This is a genomic window from Halalkalibacter oceani (assembly GCF_040544555.1).
In the GTDB taxonomy this organism is placed as follows: Bacteria; Bacillota; Bacilli; order Bacillales; family Bacillaceae_D; genus Halalkalibacter; species Halalkalibacter oceani.
The window spans coordinates 146,625-164,836 of record NZ_JBEPKD010000001.1 but is presented as its reverse complement, the minus strand read 5'-3'; the positions used below and the strand labels follow the sequence as shown (position 1 = coordinate 164,836).

The 18,212-nt window shown below is 47.0% G+C and carries 21 protein-coding genes and 1 riboswitch; of the genes, 4 read left to right on the top strand and 17 right to left on the bottom strand.

Annotated elements, in window-relative coordinates; all coding sequences use genetic code 11:
* Positions 1 to 15 precede the first annotated feature (15 nt).
* From ABMB67_RS00860 to ABMB67_RS00845, 4 genes are all read right to left on the bottom strand, one after another.
* Positions 16 to 789 (bottom strand): SDR family NAD(P)-dependent oxidoreductase, encoded by a 774-nt coding sequence (locus ABMB67_RS00860; RefSeq protein ID WP_354570815.1) that lies wholly within the window; start codon positions 787 to 789, stop codon positions 16 to 18.
* Positions 790 to 793: 4 nt separating this feature from the next.
* Complete coding sequence (locus tag ABMB67_RS00855; protein WP_354570814.1) at positions 794 to 1,567, bottom strand: IclR family transcriptional regulator; 774 nt, start codon at positions 1,565 to 1,567, stop codon at positions 794 to 796.
* A 231-nt stretch (positions 1,568 to 1,798) separates the two neighbouring features.
* On the bottom strand, positions 1,799 to 2,539 hold the full coding sequence (locus ABMB67_RS00850; RefSeq protein ID WP_251225057.1) for an SDR family NAD(P)-dependent oxidoreductase: 741 nt from the start codon (positions 2,537 to 2,539) through the stop codon (positions 1,799 to 1,801).
* 815 nt (positions 2,540 to 3,354) lie between these two features.
* Positions 3,355 to 3,507, bottom strand: a complete 153-nt coding sequence (locus ABMB67_RS00845; RefSeq protein ID WP_354570813.1) for a hypothetical protein — start codon at positions 3,505 to 3,507, stop codon at positions 3,355 to 3,357.
* Between the two features lie 349 nt (positions 3,508 to 3,856).
* On the opposite strand from ABMB67_RS00845, the gene ABMB67_RS00840 reads away from it, so the two are divergent.
* Positions 3,857 to 5,764, top strand: coding sequence for a heavy metal translocating P-type ATPase (locus ABMB67_RS00840; RefSeq protein ID WP_354570812.1), 1,908 nt, complete (start codon positions 3,857 to 3,859; stop codon positions 5,762 to 5,764).
* Between the two features lie 129 nt (positions 5,765 to 5,893).
* Here the strand turns inward: ABMB67_RS00840 and ABMB67_RS00835 are convergent, their stop codons facing one another.
* The 7 genes from ABMB67_RS00835 to queC all read right to left on the bottom strand — a co-directional run bounded on the left by ABMB67_RS00835 (position 5,894) and on the right by queC (position 10,555).
* Positions 5,894 to 6,400, bottom strand: a complete 507-nt coding sequence (locus ABMB67_RS00835) for a DinB family protein (protein ID WP_354570811.1) — start codon at positions 6,398 to 6,400, stop codon at positions 5,894 to 5,896.
* A 103-nt stretch (positions 6,401 to 6,503) separates the two neighbouring features.
* Positions 6,504 to 6,965 (bottom strand): hypothetical protein, encoded by a 462-nt coding sequence (locus tag ABMB67_RS00830; protein ID WP_251225061.1) that lies wholly within the window; start codon positions 6,963 to 6,965, stop codon positions 6,504 to 6,506.
* Between the two features lie 43 nt (positions 6,966 to 7,008).
* Positions 7,009 to 7,491 (bottom strand): PaaI family thioesterase, encoded by a 483-nt coding sequence (locus ABMB67_RS00825; protein WP_251225062.1) that lies wholly within the window; start codon positions 7,489 to 7,491, stop codon positions 7,009 to 7,011.
* A gap of 748 nt (positions 7,492 to 8,239) precedes the next feature.
* Entirely contained in the window at positions 8,240 to 8,737 is a 498-nt protein-coding gene (gene queF / locus ABMB67_RS00820) for a preQ(1) synthase (RefSeq protein WP_251193444.1), read from the bottom strand.
* A 17-nt stretch (positions 8,738 to 8,754) separates the two neighbouring features.
* Positions 8,755 to 9,468, bottom strand: coding sequence for a 7-carboxy-7-deazaguanine synthase QueE (queE, locus tag ABMB67_RS00815; protein ID WP_251225063.1), 714 nt, complete (start codon positions 9,466 to 9,468; stop codon positions 8,755 to 8,757).
* Positions 9,465 to 9,890 (bottom strand): 6-carboxytetrahydropterin synthase QueD, encoded by a 426-nt coding sequence (gene queD, locus ABMB67_RS00810; RefSeq protein ID WP_251225064.1) that lies wholly within the window; start codon positions 9,888 to 9,890, stop codon positions 9,465 to 9,467. Before queD ends, queE begins: the two co-directional genes overlap by 4 nt.
* Positions 9,887 to 10,555, bottom strand: coding sequence for a 7-cyano-7-deazaguanine synthase QueC (queC, locus tag ABMB67_RS00805; RefSeq protein WP_354570810.1), 669 nt, complete (start codon positions 10,553 to 10,555; stop codon positions 9,887 to 9,889). The genes queD and queC overlap by 4 nt, the downstream gene beginning before the upstream one ends.
* A gap of 119 nt (positions 10,556 to 10,674) precedes the next feature.
* Positions 10,675 to 10,718, bottom strand: a riboswitch (PreQ1 riboswitch).
* A 113-nt stretch (positions 10,719 to 10,831) separates the two neighbouring features.
* On the opposite strand from queC, the gene ABMB67_RS00800 reads away from it, so the two are divergent.
* Positions 10,832 to 12,064 carry an aminopeptidase gene (locus tag ABMB67_RS00800; RefSeq protein WP_354570809.1) on the top strand — a complete coding sequence of 411 codons (1,233 nt, stop codon included), beginning with the start codon at positions 10,832 to 10,834 and terminating at the stop codon, positions 12,062 to 12,064.
* A 185-nt stretch (positions 12,065 to 12,249) separates the two neighbouring features.
* Here ABMB67_RS00800 and ABMB67_RS00795 read toward each other — a convergent pair whose 3' ends face one another.
* From ABMB67_RS00795 to ABMB67_RS00785, 3 genes are read right to left on the bottom strand one after another with little or no spacing between them, the layout of a single operon-like run.
* Positions 12,250 to 12,696, bottom strand: a complete 447-nt coding sequence (locus tag ABMB67_RS00795) for a DUF948 domain-containing protein (protein WP_251225067.1) — start codon at positions 12,694 to 12,696, stop codon at positions 12,250 to 12,252.
* 25 nt (positions 12,697 to 12,721) lie between these two features.
* A complete protein-coding gene (locus ABMB67_RS00790) occupies positions 12,722 to 13,063 on the bottom strand; it encodes a DUF5665 domain-containing protein (RefSeq protein ID WP_251225068.1) in 342 nt (113 codons plus the stop codon).
* Positions 13,064 to 13,121: 58 nt separating this feature from the next.
* The gene (locus ABMB67_RS00785) at positions 13,122 to 13,991 is read right to left on the bottom strand and encodes a VOC family protein (RefSeq protein WP_354570808.1); all 870 of its coding nucleotides are present in this window, start codon (positions 13,989 to 13,991) and stop codon (positions 13,122 to 13,124) included.
* Between the two features lie 310 nt (positions 13,992 to 14,301).
* Between ABMB67_RS00785 and ABMB67_RS00780 the strand changes: the two genes are divergently transcribed.
* Complete coding sequence (locus tag ABMB67_RS00780) at positions 14,302 to 14,541, top strand: DNA alkylation repair protein (RefSeq protein ID WP_251225070.1); 240 nt, start codon at positions 14,302 to 14,304, stop codon at positions 14,539 to 14,541.
* A 101-nt stretch (positions 14,542 to 14,642) separates the two neighbouring features.
* On the opposite strand, the gene ABMB67_RS00775 is transcribed toward ABMB67_RS00780, so the two are convergent.
* Both ABMB67_RS00775 and msrA read right to left on the bottom strand, forming a co-directional pair.
* The gene (locus ABMB67_RS00775) at positions 14,643 to 15,827 is read right to left on the bottom strand and encodes an alpha/beta hydrolase (protein ID WP_251225082.1); all 1,185 of its coding nucleotides are present in this window, start codon (positions 15,825 to 15,827) and stop codon (positions 14,643 to 14,645) included.
* A 261-nt stretch (positions 15,828 to 16,088) separates the two neighbouring features.
* Positions 16,089 to 16,640, bottom strand: a complete 552-nt coding sequence (msrA, locus tag ABMB67_RS00770; protein WP_354570807.1) for a peptide-methionine (S)-S-oxide reductase MsrA — start codon at positions 16,638 to 16,640, stop codon at positions 16,089 to 16,091.
* Positions 16,641 to 16,723: 83 nt separating this feature from the next.
* Between msrA and ABMB67_RS00765 the strand changes: the two genes are divergently transcribed.
* A complete protein-coding gene (locus ABMB67_RS00765) occupies positions 16,724 to 17,647 on the top strand; it encodes a nucleoside hydrolase (protein WP_354570806.1) in 924 nt (307 codons plus the stop codon).
* On the opposite strand, the gene ABMB67_RS00760 is transcribed toward ABMB67_RS00765, so the two are convergent.
* Positions 17,644 to 17,976, bottom strand: coding sequence for a HesB/YadR/YfhF family protein (locus ABMB67_RS00760; protein WP_354570805.1), 333 nt, complete (start codon positions 17,974 to 17,976; stop codon positions 17,644 to 17,646). The two genes, ABMB67_RS00765 and ABMB67_RS00760, sit on opposite strands and share 4 nt — an antisense overlap.
* Positions 17,977 to 18,212: the final 236 nt, after the last annotated feature.

Below are 18,212 nucleotides of genomic sequence, written 5' to 3'. Positions count from 1 at the left end.
GATTTTTTACAGGGCTTACGCCATCTTCCCGAAGGTAACTCCACCATCAATGTAGAGAGGCGAGCCCATCATAAATTTCGATTCATCTGAAGCAAGGAATAAGGCGGCGCGAGCCACATCTTCCGGACGGCCGAGATCGCCGCTAAGCTGACGTTTCCGGATCGTGGCAAGCCCTTCTTCCGGATCATCATAGGAATTCTTTAAATAGTTCTCCACGAATGGCGTTAATATCGTCCCCGGAAGAAGTGCATTTACGCGGATATTGTAAGGAGCATAATCAACCTGCATCGATTTTGTCAGCGCGAGCACCGCTCCTTTTGTCGCCGCATAGACAGCGCGGTTCATCAAGCCGATTTCCGCGATTGTCGAGGACATATTAATGATATTTCCTTGCTTGCGCTCGATCATTTGCGGCAGGACATATTTGGACGGTAAAAACACGCCTTTCATATTGACGCTGACGACCCTGTCCCACAGCTCCTCACTAAGCTCGTGCAGCGGGCCGACTCCGGAGATGCCGGCATTATTAAACAGAACGTCAATCGCGCCGAGCTTGTCAGTCGCTTCATTGATCATCGCCTCTACTTCATCGGCTTTCGTGACATCGGCTTGAATGAAAATCGCCTCTCCGCCCTCTTCGCGAATCGCCTGAACCGTTGCTTCGCCATCCTCTTTCGATAAATCGTTAATAATCAATTTGGCTCCTTCAGCCGCGAATAACTTGGCTGTGCTTCTTCCAATCCCTGAGCCTGAGCCGGTAATCAAAACAACTTTTTTTTCGAGTCTCATCGTCTCATCCTCTCTCTTCCTTTTGATAGCCGGCATGTTGGGAGATGCGCTGTCCCAGGCGGATGATCTCTTCCCTCGCCAGCTCTTCTTTTTCTTTCCAGACTGTGGAACTCATCGATATACTTACCGCGGCGATCATTTTGTTGGTATGGTTGTAAATTGGGGCAGCCACGCAACAAAATCCTTCCACCGCTTCATCGCGATCGACCGCTATTTGCTGCTGCCTGATACGCCCAAGCTGTTCATACAGCTCTGTTCGCGTTGCCACCGTATACTTTGTTTTCGGCTCCAGCTCCTCTTCAGGAAAGAGATCGTCCAGCTCTTCTGCCGGTAAATGAGACAGCTGAATTTTGCCAAGCGCTGTTGCATAAGCAGCAAAGCGCATACCCGGATCAGAGACGAGCCGCATCGGTGAAGCGCTTTCTTCTTTGGCGAGATATACGACATCCCGGCGATCAAGCATTGCTAATTGCACGGCTTCTCCGACATGACGAACAGTCATTCTCGCTTCCTGATGAAATGATTGCATCAGGTTGAATTGACGAAAGTACGAAGCGCTGATCACTCCCAAAGTCGGTCCGAGAGCGTATGTATCCCCTTTTTCCTTTGTGACCCAGCCTAAAGATTCTAACGTCGACAACAGAGAGTACATTGAGCTTTTATGAATATCAAGCCGATTAGCGAGATCCATTAATCTGAGGCTTGAAGGCTCCTGTGCGAGAAGGGCGATTATTTTATCAGCCCGCTCAATCGCAGGAACCCAGTATTTTCTTGTCATTAGCTTAAAACCTCCAAAACGCCATCGTTAAGGTTTTGTATAATAAACCTTGTTTTATATGGCAACATTAATATAGCACATAAAGTAACCGCTTTCAATATTATATTCTAAAAATTCATATCATTTTTTATAGGTTAGCAGAAACAAAAAGAAAAAAGAGGAAGCATCATCAGGCGGGCGAACCTGATAATCCTCCTCGGACAATAATGAAACCGCTTAAGCTTCAGACGACTATAATGTGAATCCCCCATCAACAACGATCGTCTGCCCTGTTACGAATCCAGCATTTTCAACTAGCCCGAGTGCAACTTCCGCAATATCTTCCGGCGTTGAAGCTCTGCCTAGTGGTGTACCGGCTGATAAGCGTTCAACGTGATCCTCTTTTCCTTCAACCCAGCGTGTCATCACGATGCCCGGCGCAATGGCGTTAACTCTGACATCCGGTGCCAGTACACGGGCTAAAGATTTCGTCACGCTAATCGCCGCCGCCTTTGAAGCGGCATAGGCAATCGAGCTGCCGGCCCCTGTTAAGCCCGCTATTGAGGTAATATTAACAATCGCTCCTTTGCTTTTCTTCAGATGGTCGGCACAAGCCCGACTGACCATAAAGACTCCTTTTGTATTGACGGAAAAAGCGCGGTCCCAATGCTCGCTGCGAAGCCCGGCCAGATCATCAAGCTCGACAAAATCAGTCGTCCCGGCATTGTTGACTAGAATATCAATTTGGCCAAAGGTCTTTATCGTTTCTTCGACCATTGCTTCAATTTCGCCTTCCTCCGCCACGTTGGCGCGAAACACAAAACCATTCACTCCAAGCGCTTTTATTTCCTCCAGCGTCGCCTGCGCTTCCTGTTCAGAGCGTGAATAATTAACGACGATATTGACCCCTTTCTCCGCTAAACGAAGAGCCGTCGCCCGGCCAATCCCCGTACCTCCACCTGTAATAATTGCCGTTTTCCCTTTAAGACTCATCTTTTTCGCCTGCCTTCACCATTAATTTTTCCTCTACTATTTTCGGCATGGCCCTTCAAATCCCCTGCTAACTGGAAGAGAACGATTGAATTGGTGAAGCCGGCATGTGATCGCAAATCAGACTATGGGCTTGGTAGAAGATGCTGGTTTTATGGAAGAAAAACAGAGAAGGACAAGGATTGGCTTAGTAGAGGTATTTAACCTAAAGAGAGCTTGAATTACGTAGAGGTAACGCAATTGTCCAATAGTGACGACATGCGAAGAGGAGGTTTCAATCCTTGCACTCATATAGAGTGCAAGGAATTGCTTCATAAAGTCTAACCCCGACTCGTATTTCAATCCACGCACTCACAAAGAGTGCGACGACTACATGCTATTTACATTTGATGGCGATGTTATATTTCAATCCACGCACTCACAAAGAGTGCGACAGCGAAAATTCCCGGTTTTGGGGCATGTCTAGTCGCAGAGTGGGAAGTTTTCGCTCTTTTTGGGCTGTTTTTTAATATTTCTACCCAATTTATCACACACTATTCCATATTACCCTTTGTTTTTGGTGCGAACCTCCCCCGGGATTTTATGTGAGCTTGGGGTTCGCACTAAAGCAGTTTCGCTCCATAAACGCCAATAATAATAGCGTTGACCTTAAAGAAGATCGGCTTTCCACCTCCCTCATCAGACTTCGCTTTATTCTATATTTACACAATTTCTTCTCTCATTCAATTGTTTTTGTACTCCTGTGAGCCCCTCAGATTAAGTCTTTTTGAGCTTGTTAATGTTTATTAAGTCAATTAATTTCTAAGTCAAGCGCCAAATTAAAATTGGAAAGCAATATGTAAGGAGGTTGAGCCAAGTGTACCTTCTTCTTCAACTTCTAATACCCCTAATTCTTTCTCATCAGCAATTGCTCCTTCTGAACATGCCCAAAAGTAAATCGAGTTCCCAGCCATGGTCTGAATCATCTTCATTTTGTAGCTGGTCCACTTGATTACCGGAAATCTCTGAAGAACATCCCATCAAGATGGTACTTACCGTTACAGTTGTACCTGCTTGTCTCCATAAATTCTTACCCATTTTTTCATTTTTTCCTCTTATGTACTCATTACCGTCATTCTAACTCTTATTAATAATAATTATCGCCAGGCTTAACAACCAATTATCTAATGATATTAATTATCATATTAAAATAAATAAAATTTATGTTATAATGCTTTATAAGCTTTTAAACAGACGTAAAAAGCTCACAAGTAATGATTTTTATTCTCAATTAAAAGGTATTAATTCACCTAGTTGAGAATTGCAGGAGGAGAGAATACGATGATTGCAGACACACAACATCCAGCAAGACCATTCAAATTATGGAGTCAATTCCAAACCCATTGGGAGCTGATTTTTGCTCTTCTCGCCGGGCTTTTCATTTTAATCGGATGGCTTCTTTCACAATATGGCTATGCCGGACTTTCTGTGCTTGCTTATGTGCTCGCCTTTGGAATTGGCGGATTCGCGAAAGCAAAGGAAGGCATTATTGACACGCTCGAACACCGAAAATTAAATGTTGAAATGTTAATGGTGCTGGCCGCGGTCGGCTCAGCATTGATCGGCTATTGGGTAGAGGGCGCGATTTTAATTTTAATTTTTTCCTTAAGCGGAGCGTTAGAAACGTACACGATGAACAAAAGCAAGAAAGAAATATCGGCTTTAATGAGCTTACAGCCGGAGAAAGCGGTCCGCTTCGAGGACGGAGTGGAAACGAGTATTCCCATCGAGTCGTTGCGGGTCAATGATGTCATTATTATTAGAGCCGGTGAACGAGTGCCGGCTGACGGTGAACTGATTGACGGGGAGACAACCTTTGATGAAGCTGCGATCACTGGAGAAGCGATTCCGGTAGTAAAAGCGAAAGGTGATGAAGTATTCGCAGGAACGGTCAATGTAAGAGGAACGATTCTCGTCAAAGTGACGAAGCCCCTGAGCGAAACGCTGTTTCAGCGCATTATTCATATGGTGCAAACCGCACAGAGCGAGAAATCGCCCTCCCAGCTTTTTATTGAGCGGATGGAAGGCACTTACGTCAAAGTTGTCTTGCTTGTCGTCGCGGTCATGATGGTTTTGCCGCATTACGTGCTTGGCTGGAGCTGGACGGAAACCTTTTACCGGGCGATGATTTTGTTGGTTGTCGCCTCGCCGTGCGCCCTCGTCGCTTCCATTATGCCGGCGACATTGTCAGCCATTTCAAGCAGCGCCAAACGGGGAATTTTGTTTAAAGGCGGGGTTCATATCGAGAACCTCGGCCACCTTAAAGCAATTGCCTTCGATAAAACCGGAACGCTGACGAACGGCAGTCCGGAAGTAACCGATGTCGTTATCCGTGATGGACTGAAGCAGCATTCCTTTTTCTTTCACGTCGCCTCTCTTGAAACATATTCAAACCATCCACTGGCGCAAGCGATTGTCGCCTACAGCGAGCCACAGTTAACGGATGGCATTACGAAGCCGGAACAGATGGAAGACATTTCGGGCTACGGGGTTCAGGGACTGTTCGCTGACGGGCAGTGGAAAGCCGGAAGCGCCGCCTTTGTCGGCGAACAGGAAGCAGCTGCATTTCATAATAATGTGGCAGAGCGCCTCGCGGCCGAGGGGAAGACCGTCGTCTTTATTAAGGATGACAAGGGAATTGCCGGCGTGATCGCTTTAAAGGATTCCATTCGTCCTGAAGCCGTCGCGGCCATTGAGGCACTGCGAAAAGAAGGGATTACGCCGGTGATGTTGACGGGAGACAGCGAACAGACCGCAAAAGCGATCGCCGCTGAAAGCGGATTGACTCATTATGAAGCGGCCTGTCTGCCGGAAAAGAAAGTAAGCCATATTAAAGAGCTGCAACGGCAATTCGGTACGGTGGCGATGGTCGGAGACGGGATTAATGACGCCCCCGCTCTGGCGACAGCCAATGTCGGTGTCGCGATGGGAGACGGCACCGATGTCGCCCTTGAAACCGCCGATGTCGTTTTAATGAAAAATGATTTGCCGCGCTTAGCCGAAGCGGTGAAGCGCTCGAAGAAAATGAACCGGATCATTAAACAAAACATTGTCTTTTCATTGAGTGTTGTCGCGCTGTTAATCGCCTCGAATTTCATGCAAATAGTAGATTTGCCCCTCGGTGTAATCGGCCATGAAGGCAGCACGATTCTTGTGATAGTAAACGGATTACGGCTGTTAAGAGGATAGTAAAACAGCAGGAGCGCTCTCAACATAGCTTGAGACCGCTCCTTTTTCATCCGCTTTCCTCCCTGACAACTCACCTGTTTTCCAATCAAATTAATCGGCATGTAGTTATCAAGTGACAGCGCTTAACCTCTAAGACTGCTCTCTTGCCGCTTTCATTGCGGCTGTTTCTTCTTCATTCGGCCCATACACACCTGGCGCTACCAGTCCCGCCTGCCTCATCAGAATGGTGAGCTGACCGCGATGATGAATCTGGTGACGGACAAGTTTGTCAAGCACACCAGCATACGTAGTATCAATGAAACCAAACAGCTTCACTTCCTCAACGAGCTTATTGTCCTGCCCCGCCCATTTTCTAGTAAATTCGGCAATCGCTGATTCGCTCGTACTGCTATAAGCTTTGACGATAGCCGCTGCAGAGCTTTCTTCAACTGCCGGAATTTCCTGTTCCAGACCAAGATGATTAAGAAATACGCTAACGCTCTGGACAATATGCCAGGCGATTTCACCGAGCGTACGCGGCTGTGCCTCTGACACTGCCTGGCTTAATGAGGCGTCTGTCAGCTTGTCAAGCACCTGTCGTGTGAGATCAGCTTCCTCTTTCCAATCGTTCAGAAATTCTTCGACCGTTCCATACATGTTCATCACTCTCCTTATTCATCATTCAATTAATCGTTATCGTTTTTCTAAGAAGCTACATTCTTTATTATACATTCAATTTTCCATCCGGGAAGTAAACTCATTAGAATGCTGCAAAATCTACAGTATCCGTAAAGATCATTCCAAAATAGCGGTATCTAATATGAACCGTCTTTACTTCTTCGTTATGAATCACACTAACGCCATAGATTTCATCTTTTTCAGAATAAGGGGAAGCTGCTCTTTTTATGGCTGCTTCCTTCATCTCGGTAAAACGGTATTTTTCCGCTTCTTCACCTGTAAAATCATCGGTTATGATGAAACCTTGTGAGGCATTGCTGACTTGTAATCCTGTCTTTAAAGGCTTCTGATCATGATTTATCCATACCTCTACGATGTCCACGTCACGATAGCCTTGATTGCTAATACCAACAACTACTGATTTATTGTCCTCGCTTGCCCCAAGGGTTCCAATCTCTATTGGAGGATTTAGCTTCAAGACGCAATAAACACTGGCTGCCATGATCGCGAAAAACAGAACGGAAAGCCAAACGTTTTTCTTCACATTCCCCCTCCTTCACACGGTAATCTTCGACCTTTCCTCTTTGTTACTTTTTCTTATTCACAATATAGAATGTTCCAAGACTATGGGCGACAAGGCTTTCATTATCATCAGTGATTTGACATTCTGCGACAACCGTTGTTTGTCCTCGGTGTAAAAATTTCGTTTTCGCATATACTTTACTGCCTACACCTTTTTTGATAAAATTCATTTTCATTTCAAGTGTGTATACTTCTTGGTCTTTCTTCAATTCATTCACGATGTTCATTCCGATACTTATATCCGCTAACGTATAAAGCGCTCCGCCTTGAGCTACACCATATGTATTTTCATTAAACTGCCCCAGTTCCATGACTAACTCCCCGTCATCTCCCCAATCAATTCCTAAAAATCTCGCAAAATAATGAAGTCTGGCTCTTTTATCGTCTTTTGCTTCAAAAGGAAGCTTGTAGAGCTGGACGACTCTCTCAATTTCTTTTACTTGTTCAGCAGACAATCCTTCAAGATCATTCATAAGTTTATCAAGCATCTTTCCAACACCACCATCCTAAAATTTCAGACATCTTCGTCATCTTATTATACCGTAAGAATTAGCGTATTTCGGTAAAACTTATGACTTACTTTAGATGTTACATATCAGCTTTTTGCTAACGATACTGTCAGGCATAATTTTTTGCACTCAGTAAAACAAATCTAATAATCGATACCTTATAACCGCTTTATCCATGCATTTTATATAGATTTTCAATTATCATTACGAATAACTGTAGAGAACAAAGGAGGGTTTTCATGAGTGTGACAGCATATACTGCAACTAAAATATGGAACGATGGGGCATATGTACGCGGTGCGTACGGAGTCATTCAGAGGCTATAGCCATGTTTTCTTATCTCTTATGGTTTACAACCGTGATCCTCATGATCATTCATACATATCGCGTTGCCACTAATAAGAAAGAGAATGAAAATAAAACAGCCCAAACGATTTTTATCGTGGTGATTTTTATGGTTCTGCTTCAGAATAACCCATTCTTTAGCCGGTTTTAAAATAGGAAATGATTACTTAGAGGCTGGAAAAAAGGTAAAAAACCTTTCCTCAGCCTCTTATACCACTAATCAAGCCACAGAAAGCCCTAGGTACTCTCGTACAACGCGTAGCTTAAAAGTAGAGCTATATTTAACCATAAGAAAACACCCCAAAAGGTAGATTTGACTCTGCCTTTTGGGATGCTCTCATTTTTGGTCATTTTTTCATTTACAAGGAACTCTTTCTTCCTTTTACCGATTATCAACCGTCTCCGGATACATATCATGGTTCATCAACCGGTGCTCGGCGATTTTTTCGTATTTTGTGCCGGGCTTGCCGTAGTTGGTGTACGGGTCAATTGAAATCCCGCCGCGTGGCGTGAATTTGCCCCATACTTCGATATAGCGCGGATCCATTAGCTCGACGAGGTCGTTGAGGATGATGTTCATGCAGTCCTCGTGGAAATCGCCGTGGTTGCGGAAGCTGAACAAATAAAGCTTCAGCGACTTGCTTTCGACCATTTTTTTATCGGGAATGTAGCTGATGTAAATCGTCGCGAAGTCCGGTTGATTTGTTTTCGGACAAAGCGATGTGAACTCAGGGCAGTTGAATTTCACAAAATAATCGCGGTAGGCGTGCTTATTTTCAAACGCTTCGAGCAGCTTTGGATTATATGAGAATTCATAGCTTGTTCCCTGGTTGCCTAATAGATTGACTCCTTCTAACTCTTGTTCACTTCGACCACTCATCTGTCGTTCCTCCTTGATTAAACGCCGCGTTTGTTGCCCCAAAGCAGGGTATGAAGCTGCGGCAGTACTTTGACGTCATTCATTTCCTTCGATTCAATCGTGCGCTCAATCAGCCATTCAAATCTTGAGAGCAGCTTGGCGACCAGCGCCTCGTCATCGGTTGTCGTACTATCATCATTGCCGATCTGAAGAAAGAACGGAACCGCCGGGTAACGTTTGTGGACGTGTTCGGCATAAGTGAAGTCAGCTTCATCAAAGATGACGACCTTTAGGCTGGCGTTTGAGCTGGCGGCTGTCAGCTGTTCGATATAATGATCAAGCTTGGCAAAATCCGTTTCCATACCGGAGCTCGGCGGCTTCGGCGAGATCGTGACATCATCAATCGCCAGCATCCAGTCCTGCCAAAGGGAGCCCTGGGTTTCAACGGCGACCTTCCAGCCGCGTTGATGACAAAGCTCAATCAGCTCGCCGATTCCTTTATGGAGCGCAGGGTTTCCGCCGGAGATCGTCACATGGGAAAAGCGCTCTCCCCCGATCTTCTCCAATTCACTGACAATCGCTTCCGTCTCCATCAGCGTGCTGCGCGCGCTGCCATCCCATGTAAAGCTCGAATCACACCACGAGCAGGAATAATCACAGCCGCCTGTTCTGACAAACATCGTTTTTTGGCCGATGACCATGCCTTCCCCTTGAATCGTCGGACCGAATAGTTCCATTACCGGAATTTTCATTGCAATTCCTCCGCTTTCGGCCGGTAGACGACATAGCTCGTCGGTGTTTCCCGCACGACGACTTGGAGGCAGTTCGGCTTGTTCGGCAGAGTCACAAGCTCCTGCTGGACCGCCTTCCAAATTTGCTCGGCAACCCGTTCGGTCGTTGGCGCGACCGCTTCATATTCTGCATGATCGTTCAGGAGCGTATGGTCATAGCGTTTATGGACAATTTCCTTCAGCCGTTTAAAATTGACGAGAAAGCCAAGCTCGTCCAACGAATCCCCGGCAATGGTAAGATTGATAAAATATGTGTGCCCGTGCATCTCCTGGCACTGTCCGGCCCGTTCATCGGGAATGAAGTGCGCAGCGGCAAGGTGCATATCTTTATTCAGCTCATAACGGTACGAGTGAGGAACCTGCGGATAAAATTGCTGGATCATGCGCTTTCACCTCCGCTCTTGTCAGCGAGATAGCTTTCCAGTCCCTGGCGACGCAGCTTGCAGGCCGGACATTCGCCGCAGCCGTCACCGCGGATTCCTTCATAGCAAGTGAGCGTCTTTTCTCTAACAAAGTCGAGCGCGCCAAGCTCATCGGCGAGCGCCCACGTTTCCTTTTTATTCAGCCACATTAACGGGGTATGGATGACAAACTGAGCATCCATCGCCAAATTTAAGGTGACGTTCAATGATTTAATAAAACTGTCACGACAGTCGGGGTAGCCGCTAAAATCGGTTTCACAGACGCCGGTGATCAGATGGCGCGCGCCGATCGCATCGGCATACACCGCAGCGAACGATAAGAAGAGATGGTTTCTCCCCGGGACAAAGGTTGATGGCAGACCGCCATTTTTCCCTTCCTTCACCTCAATATTGCTGCGGGTAAGGGCATTGGCCGACAGCTGATTAATCAGCTTCATATCGAGCACATGGAACGACACACCGAGCTCCTCGGCAATTTCCCGTGCGCAATTGATCTCATCAGCATGGCGCTGACCATAGTCAAATGTGACGGTCGCCACTTCTTTAAATTGTTTTAACGCCCATAGTAAACAGGTCGTGCTATCCTGGCCGCCGCTGAACACGACGACTGCTTTTTCATCTTTCATCTCTCATTTCTCCTTTGAGAAAGAGCATCCGATAAACTCCAGTCATCGGATCAGTTCCGTTTTTCACGATCAATCAGGAACAAATCCGGACATAACAAGAAAACTGTACAAGGCACAGTTTCAGCATAGTTTTTTATAGAGGGAGTTTGCGAACCTCTTGATTTCATTCAGCCTTAATCATAGCATAGATGACCCGCCCGCGGCTATCCTTTTGCCTTTCGTGAAATTTTTGGTAAAATCATCATGACAGATATGATACAGAAATGAGGAATGAATATGAGCAGCTTTCAGGAAAAGATTGAAAAGTACGCCGAGCTCGCTGTTAAAGTCGGCGTTAATATTCAGCCAGGTCAAACATTGGTCGTCCGCACGCCGCTGACAGCCGTCGAGCTTGTCCGCGCCGTCGCCAAAAAGGCCTATCAGGCCGGAGCAAAACATGTGCATGTCGACTGGAGCGACGAAGCACTGATTAAGACAAAATATGAGCTTGCTCCTGACGATGCCTTTCATGAATATCCGGAATGGATCGCGAAAGGGTATGAAGAGCTTGCGGCGAACGGGGCAGCTTTTTTAAGCATTACCGGCTCCGATCCCGACCTGTTAAAGGATGTCGATCCGGAGCGTGTCGCCAACGCCAATAAAGCGAGCGGAAAAGCAATGGAGGGCTTCCGTTCCTACATTACGTCCGACAAAATCAGCTGGTCGATTGTCGGTGTTCCGTCTGAAGGCTGGGCGAAAAAGGTTTTCCCGGACGCCACGACGGAAGAAGCGGTCAATAAGCTGTGGGATGCCATTTTTGCAGCAACGCGGATTAACGAGGCTGACCCGGTCGAGGCATGGCAAACGCACCTCGCCACATTGGATGAGAAAATGCATGCCTTAAATGACAAGCACTATCATGCCTTGCATTACATGGCGGAAGGAACGGATCTCGTGATTGAGCTGCCGGAAACTCATATTTGGGTCAGCGGCGGCAGCGTCAACAAGGAAGGGATTCCGTTCGTCGCCAACATGCCGACAGAGGAAGTGTTTACCTCGGCGAAAAAGACCGGCGTCAACGGCACGGTGTCAAGTACAAAACCGTTGAATTACGGCGGCACGCTGATTAATAATTTTTCGTTAACGTTTAAAGACGGCAAAGTAATCGACTTTAAAGCCGAGGAAGGCTATGAAACGTTGAAGCGGCTGCTCGACACGGACGAAGGGGCCCGTTACATCGGTGAGGTCGCGCTTGTCCCGCATCGCTCGCCGATTTCTGACACGAATATTATTTTTTACAACACGCTCTTTGACGAAAATGCTTCGAACCATCTCGCGCTGGGCAGCGCCTATGCGTTCTGCATTGAAGGCGGGAAGGAAATGAGCAAAGAAGAGCTGGAGAAAAGCGGCTTGAATACAAGCCTGACTCATGTCGATTTCATGATCGGAGAAGCCGATATGAACATTGACGGCGTCTACGAGGACGGCAAGCGCGAGCCAATTTTCCGTAACGGAAACTGGGCGTTTTAAATTTTGCCGTAATCCCGCAGTGGAGAGCAACATCTGCGCTTTGCGTTTACATGTCTTCGGCACAGTCTTTGCAAGAAGGAGCCCTCCTTCTTGCAAAGCGGATCCTTTTAGTAAACGATGGCGTTCAAAAAGGCCACCCCGCAAGATAATTTTACGCTTGCGGGGTGACCTCTTCTTATTTCCGTTTAGGAGAGCGCGGCGGTTTTTTTCTCTGTTCTCGCTTTATTTGCTTTGCGTAAATAGTAGAGGAAGGCGATCGACTTCATCAACCCTTTAACATTTTTCCGTTCAGCTGCGTCGATTCCCGCTTTCGCCTGCTCACTGCGCTCAAACGTGTAAGCCGAAACAGTCGACGTCAGATGATGGGCGGCTTTTCCCGCTTCTTCGACGATGTCGAATACCGGGTCGAGCTTCGCGACTTTATGGTTGATGTCGATCAATGTCTCATTTGTATTATATAAGACAAGCTTCGTTTCGCTTGTGACATCCTGCAATGTTTTCTCGGCTTGGGCGACAGTCGTCGCCGTCTTGTCAAGCGTGTTTGTCAGCTTGCGTAAAACCGGGATGAGAAATCCGACCAATACAGCAAATCCAAGCGCGATAATAAATACTCCAATCCCTAACCAATCCATCCAATCACCTCAATGTTTGTCGTTATCATTCTCGATATTGTTCCACAATTTCAAGTAAATTAGCGATTGATTCCCCGATAACCGGCAAAGAAATCATCTGGCTTAACAGAAAAACGAGCAGGGCAATAAACAGAGCTGTGCCGATCGTCAGTCCGACTCCGCGCGAAATGCCGGCGAGCAAATTGACCTTAATCACCTCTTTTTTGTTCGTAAAGTGATAGGCCATGTCCTTCAGGCGGCCGTTTGTGGTCATCTCTTCCAGCTTATTTAACAGCTTTTCAAAGCGCTCATTTTCCTCGGCCCGCTTCTCATCCTTCCGATGCTTTGGTGGAAGCTTCCGTTTCTCCTGCTCGGCAGTCAGAGGCATGTGACCACTCCTTTCTTACTTGAGTCGCATACCTCTTTTTACCCTTGACTGTATTCGATTAAACGACTTTCTCTCCGTATGTAAGAAGGTGGATTGCCGTCCCTGAAGGATCCTCCACAGCAACGCGATCATCAAGCTCCGTAACCGGGAAACCGAGTGACTGAAGGCGCTGGACGACCGCCGTTCTCTCTTCCGCGCTCGGCAGAATGAGCGTGAAATAGCGGAGGCCGGTGCTTTCCGGCGCGGGAGCAGGCGCGCCGAGCCCGTTCCATGTATTTAAGCCGATATGATGGTGATAGCGGGCGGTTGAAACAAAAAGTGCCTGCGTTCCGTAACGACAAACCACTTCGAACCCGAGCCCCTCACAATAAAACTTTTCCGTCTCCTGCCATTCCGCCACATGAAGATGAATATGGCCGATGATTGTCTGTTCGCTAATTCCGCTCCATTCCTTTGCTTCTTCTGACAAAAGATGTTGATAATCAAGCGGCTCCGTCGCCATCTGCACTTGGTCCTTCTCCCACTTCCATGTCTCAGACGGGCGGTCGCTGTAAATTTCAATTCCATTGCCATCCGGATCAGCCAGATAAATCGCTTCGCTTACGAAATGATCGGCCGCTCCCTGTAAGGGCCATTTCACCTCCAGTAAATGGCGAAACAGATCCGCTAAATCGCGACGTGATGGCACGAGCAGAGCAAAATGATACAAGCCTGTCGTCCGTCCATGCTTTTTCGTGACATGTTCCGGCTGTTCAAGGATAAGCAATGGCGACAGTCCGTCAGCGGTAAGCGTCGCCCGGTCTGCTTCTTCGTGTAAGACGCGGAGGCCGATCACCTCTTGATAAAATTTTAAGGAGTGCTGTAAATCGCTAATTTTCAAAACTACCTGCCCAACATGAATGTTGTGCGCATGATGAAACTCTTTCATCTTCTTCACTCCTCCCTCTCATCGTCCTGAATGATATGTCGTCATTTTATGTGAGAAATAGTGATTTGTCGAGTAATCTGCCGATGAAGAAAAAAAAACAGGAAATACTAATCGTAAGGAGGCCACTGAAAATCATCCTTTTTCCTAACTCGAAGAAGAGTAATGGCTCCGCACGTTGCGCGCCTTGCTTCGACAAACCCGCTCGTAGCAAGGCTTTCAAAACCAGGCAACGGCTACGCTCATGACTAAAAAGCTGCTAAAAAAGTGAAAATCATCCTTTTTCAGCAGCTTCATCATAAGGAGGGATTTTATGACACATCCATATCTTTGTCCAAACTGCAAAACAAACCGCTCACGCTTCAACTTAATTGAGCAGGTCGCAACACCGGTCAAAATTGATGCGCAAAGCGGTGACATTTTGGAGTCTTATGACGCGGGCGAGGCCGGTCCTTTTCATCTTCCTTACCGGGGGCCGCAGCTTAAAGTGCAATGTGCGACCTGCGGACTGATCGAGGACGAGCAAATGTTCATAAAACGGGCTCAGCAGTAAGAAAACCGCGTGGCGTTTCTTCTGCTTGAATTCCCGGACACATGTTACGCAAAAAATGCATCAAAGGGGCTGCGATTCCCTTTTGATGCATTCCGGGACATTTACGGAACCCGGTTTTCGCCTGAAGCATACTCGGGACTTAAGAAGGACAGCGCCTGCTTGCCAAGCAAAAAGCTGCCGATCGCATAGGCTTCCACCTGATCCCGCAACTGCGGGGTCCCTTTCGTCCCGTTAAACACTTGGAGCTTATATGGCTCATATTGCGGCTCCGCTTCAAAAGAGTTGTGTAAAAACTTTGCCGTTTCACTTAATCCGTGGTTGCCGCGGTACATCACCTCATAAAAGGAAATGAAGCCATGCATCACACCATTATAGCGAATCGCCTCGACGGGCACGCCATGCTCAGCTAATCGCTCGGCATATGCTTCTCCCTCGTCCCGGAGCGGATCAAACTCAGCCGTAATGACTAACGCCGGCGGCAGCTGGTACAAATCCTCCGCTTCAAGTGGCGACGTGTATGCCAGCTTCCACATTGCCTGGTCCGGCGTATACGTATCCCGCGCTCTAAGCATGACATTTCGCGACAAGAGATAGTAGCCACTATCATACTTCAGACGTGAATCGAATTCGATATCCTGAAAAGTTGTCAGCGGATAAAGCAAAGCCTGCGCCGTTATAGCAGGTCCCTGCCGATCGCGGGCCATCAGAGAGACAACTGTCGCAATATTGCCACCGGCACTGTCACCAACAACTGCTATTTTCGTTGGATCTCCATTGATTTCATCCGCGTGGGACTCCGCCCATACGAGCGCGTCATAGCTGTCTTCAATCGCTGTCGGGAACGGATGTTTCGGTGCCACGCGGTAGCCGACGGCAATAACAATACTGTTTGTTCGCGCTGCTAAAGAGCGGACGATGTTATCGTGTGTATGAATGCTGCCATAGCCTTCCATAAAGGCCCCGCCATGATAGTAGAGAATAATCGGATGAGGTCCTTCCTGCAGGGGCTGGTACATCTTTGCTTCGATTTTACTGCCATCAGATACAGGAATGTCAATCATTTGACTTGTATAGCTGGGCTTGCCGCCTTGGGAAAAGAAGCTCGGGGCTTTCATATCCGGGGTGACAAGATTATGATGAACGGCATGGAGGAGCACAGCTGTTTTAGGTGGAACCTTCCCCGCTTCCGTATGCATCCAGAAATGAACGGAAATAATAACAATTAAGGCGCAAACGATCCCGGTTAAGGAAACAATGCTTGCCCAAAGTGTAAATTTCTTTACCAATTTCTTCACTGTGCTCCCCTCCTTAGATGTCTGATAATTCTATTATTTCTATCATACCAAATTTTAAATAGATTTGTAAGAGTTTTTACGATATTTTAATAGATTTTTACACAATGATGAAATATGTCGAACTTTGTTTTGTATGCGCTTACAATATTATATACTGAATAACTTGTCCAAGTGTGAGAATAAAGAGGAAATGTGTCAAAAGAAAACGGCGTTTTCTTTTGACACATCCCAATAGCAGCGACTGCCGTCCGCCTAGCGCCAGTTTTCCTTAATAAATTCATCTCTCCCGGACTGCGCACGGTCCTGTTTATATTCGGCCGGTTTTTTCTTATGGAATTGCTGGTGATAGTCCTCTGCCCGGTAAAAGGGGGCCGCTTCTTTTATTTGCGTCACGATCGGTTTTTTAAAACGTCCGCTCGCCGCGATGTCTTCCTTTGAAGCTTGCGCCAACCGTTTTTGCTCGGCTGTATGGTAAAAAATCGCGGTGCGGTATTGCGGCCCGCGATCAGCAAACTGACCGTCCGGATCGGTCGGATCAATTTGTGGCCAATAGAGGGAAAGCAGCTTTTGATAAGAAAACAGCTTCGGATCAAAGGTAATTTGCACGACTTCATAATGACCGCTGTTCCCTGCTTTTACTTGTTCATAGCTTGGCTGTTCAATATGACCGCCCATATAGCCCGATTCAACTGCGATAATTCCCGGCTGCTCTTCAAACGGACTGACCATGCACCAGAAGCAGCCTCCGGCAAAGGTCGCTTTCTCGTAGCGGTCCTTATCTTTTTCTTCGTTCATTTCGTTCATTCCGTTCCCTCCTTCCTCTTTTCAACCGACTAAATAGCACGGCAATCACATACACTAAAAAAGAAAAAACATAAGGTGATCGCATGAAAAAAATCATTCTTTTCGCCGATCCCGGCATTGATGACGCTATTGCCCTGCTCTATGCGTTGCGCCAGCCATCCTTCGATATTCTCGCTGTTGTCGCCGAATACGGCAACACGTTTCGCCGGTACGCCGTCAGCAACAGCATCTATTTATTACATGAAGGTGGAAGGAGCGACATACCGGTATTTACCGGGGCGGAGCGTCCAATTACCGGCGAAGCGCCGGATGTTCAGCCGACGATCCACGGCCCTTACGGATTGGGCGATTTACACCCTTTTTTAATCACGGAACAACCGGCCGAAAACATTGACCAGCTCATTCCACTGCTTGATCAGCACGCCGAAGAGCTTACCATTGTCACACTCGGGCGCCTGACCACATTAGCTGCACTTTTTTTACTTTATCCTGCTTTGATGAAGCGGATAAAGGAATTTCATCTCATGGGAGGAGCTTTTTCTGTGCCGGGAAATATTACTCCCTTCGCCGAGGCAAATATTTACGACGATCCGGCCGCCGCCAAAATTGTCGTCCAGCAGGCTGCCAATCTCACAATGATTCCGTTAAATGTCACGAATGAGGTTCTTTATCCGCCCGAATTTTTCTTTGAGATGGAAGCAGCAGGAGCCAATCCGCTCATACGGCGGCTCGCCGAGTTTTATCAGCGCTTCAACAGTCAGGAAAATGGCTCGATGACAATTCCGGTTCATGATTTACTAACCCTCGTCGCGCTCGCTGAACCTTCCTTGTTCACGTACAGCCATTATCGCGTCGCCATTATTACAGCGGAAGGATTAAGCAGAGGAATGACGGTGGCTGATATGCGTCCACTTTCAGAGCAGCCGCCGGGGCCTTATCCACGCATCGCCTTGGACGTCAATGCTCCGGCCGTGCTGCGCCATGTTTTTCATCTTTTCACCGCTTAGCCTTCTGACTTTTGATGGACAAATTCAATTTCATCGAGCTTGCGGCTATATTTTATCGTTACATCGTGGTCGTTAAAATACCAAATATCGGCTTCTTCTATATAGAATATAATCCCATCTACAGTAGTCTCGGCCCCTATTTGAGCTGGAGGCTCCTGTGTAATTCCTAACGAAAAACCGCTTTGGATCGAACCGCATCCGCCATAACGGGCAAATAAGCGAATATAATGTTTTCCTTCGTCTGCAAAGGAAAATTCATCTTTAAACCATTGCAATGCCGGCTTTGTAATCGTAATGTTCATTTCACTCACTTCCTTCATAATTATCATATCAATTTATCACCAGACTGTCTAAAAAAACACAAACAGGCATAAGGCCATAAAAGTTTCCCCTTGGAAACTTTTATGGCCTTAGTGAATAAAATATCGTAATCCTCTACACAAGAGAAGGAGAATCGCGATGAATAAAACAAACTTTTACGGATTGCTGCTTCTTAAGCTGGGACTGCTGACAAAAGAACAGCACGAGAGCTTGAAGCAAATGCAAAAAAAGAAGCCGGTTTAAA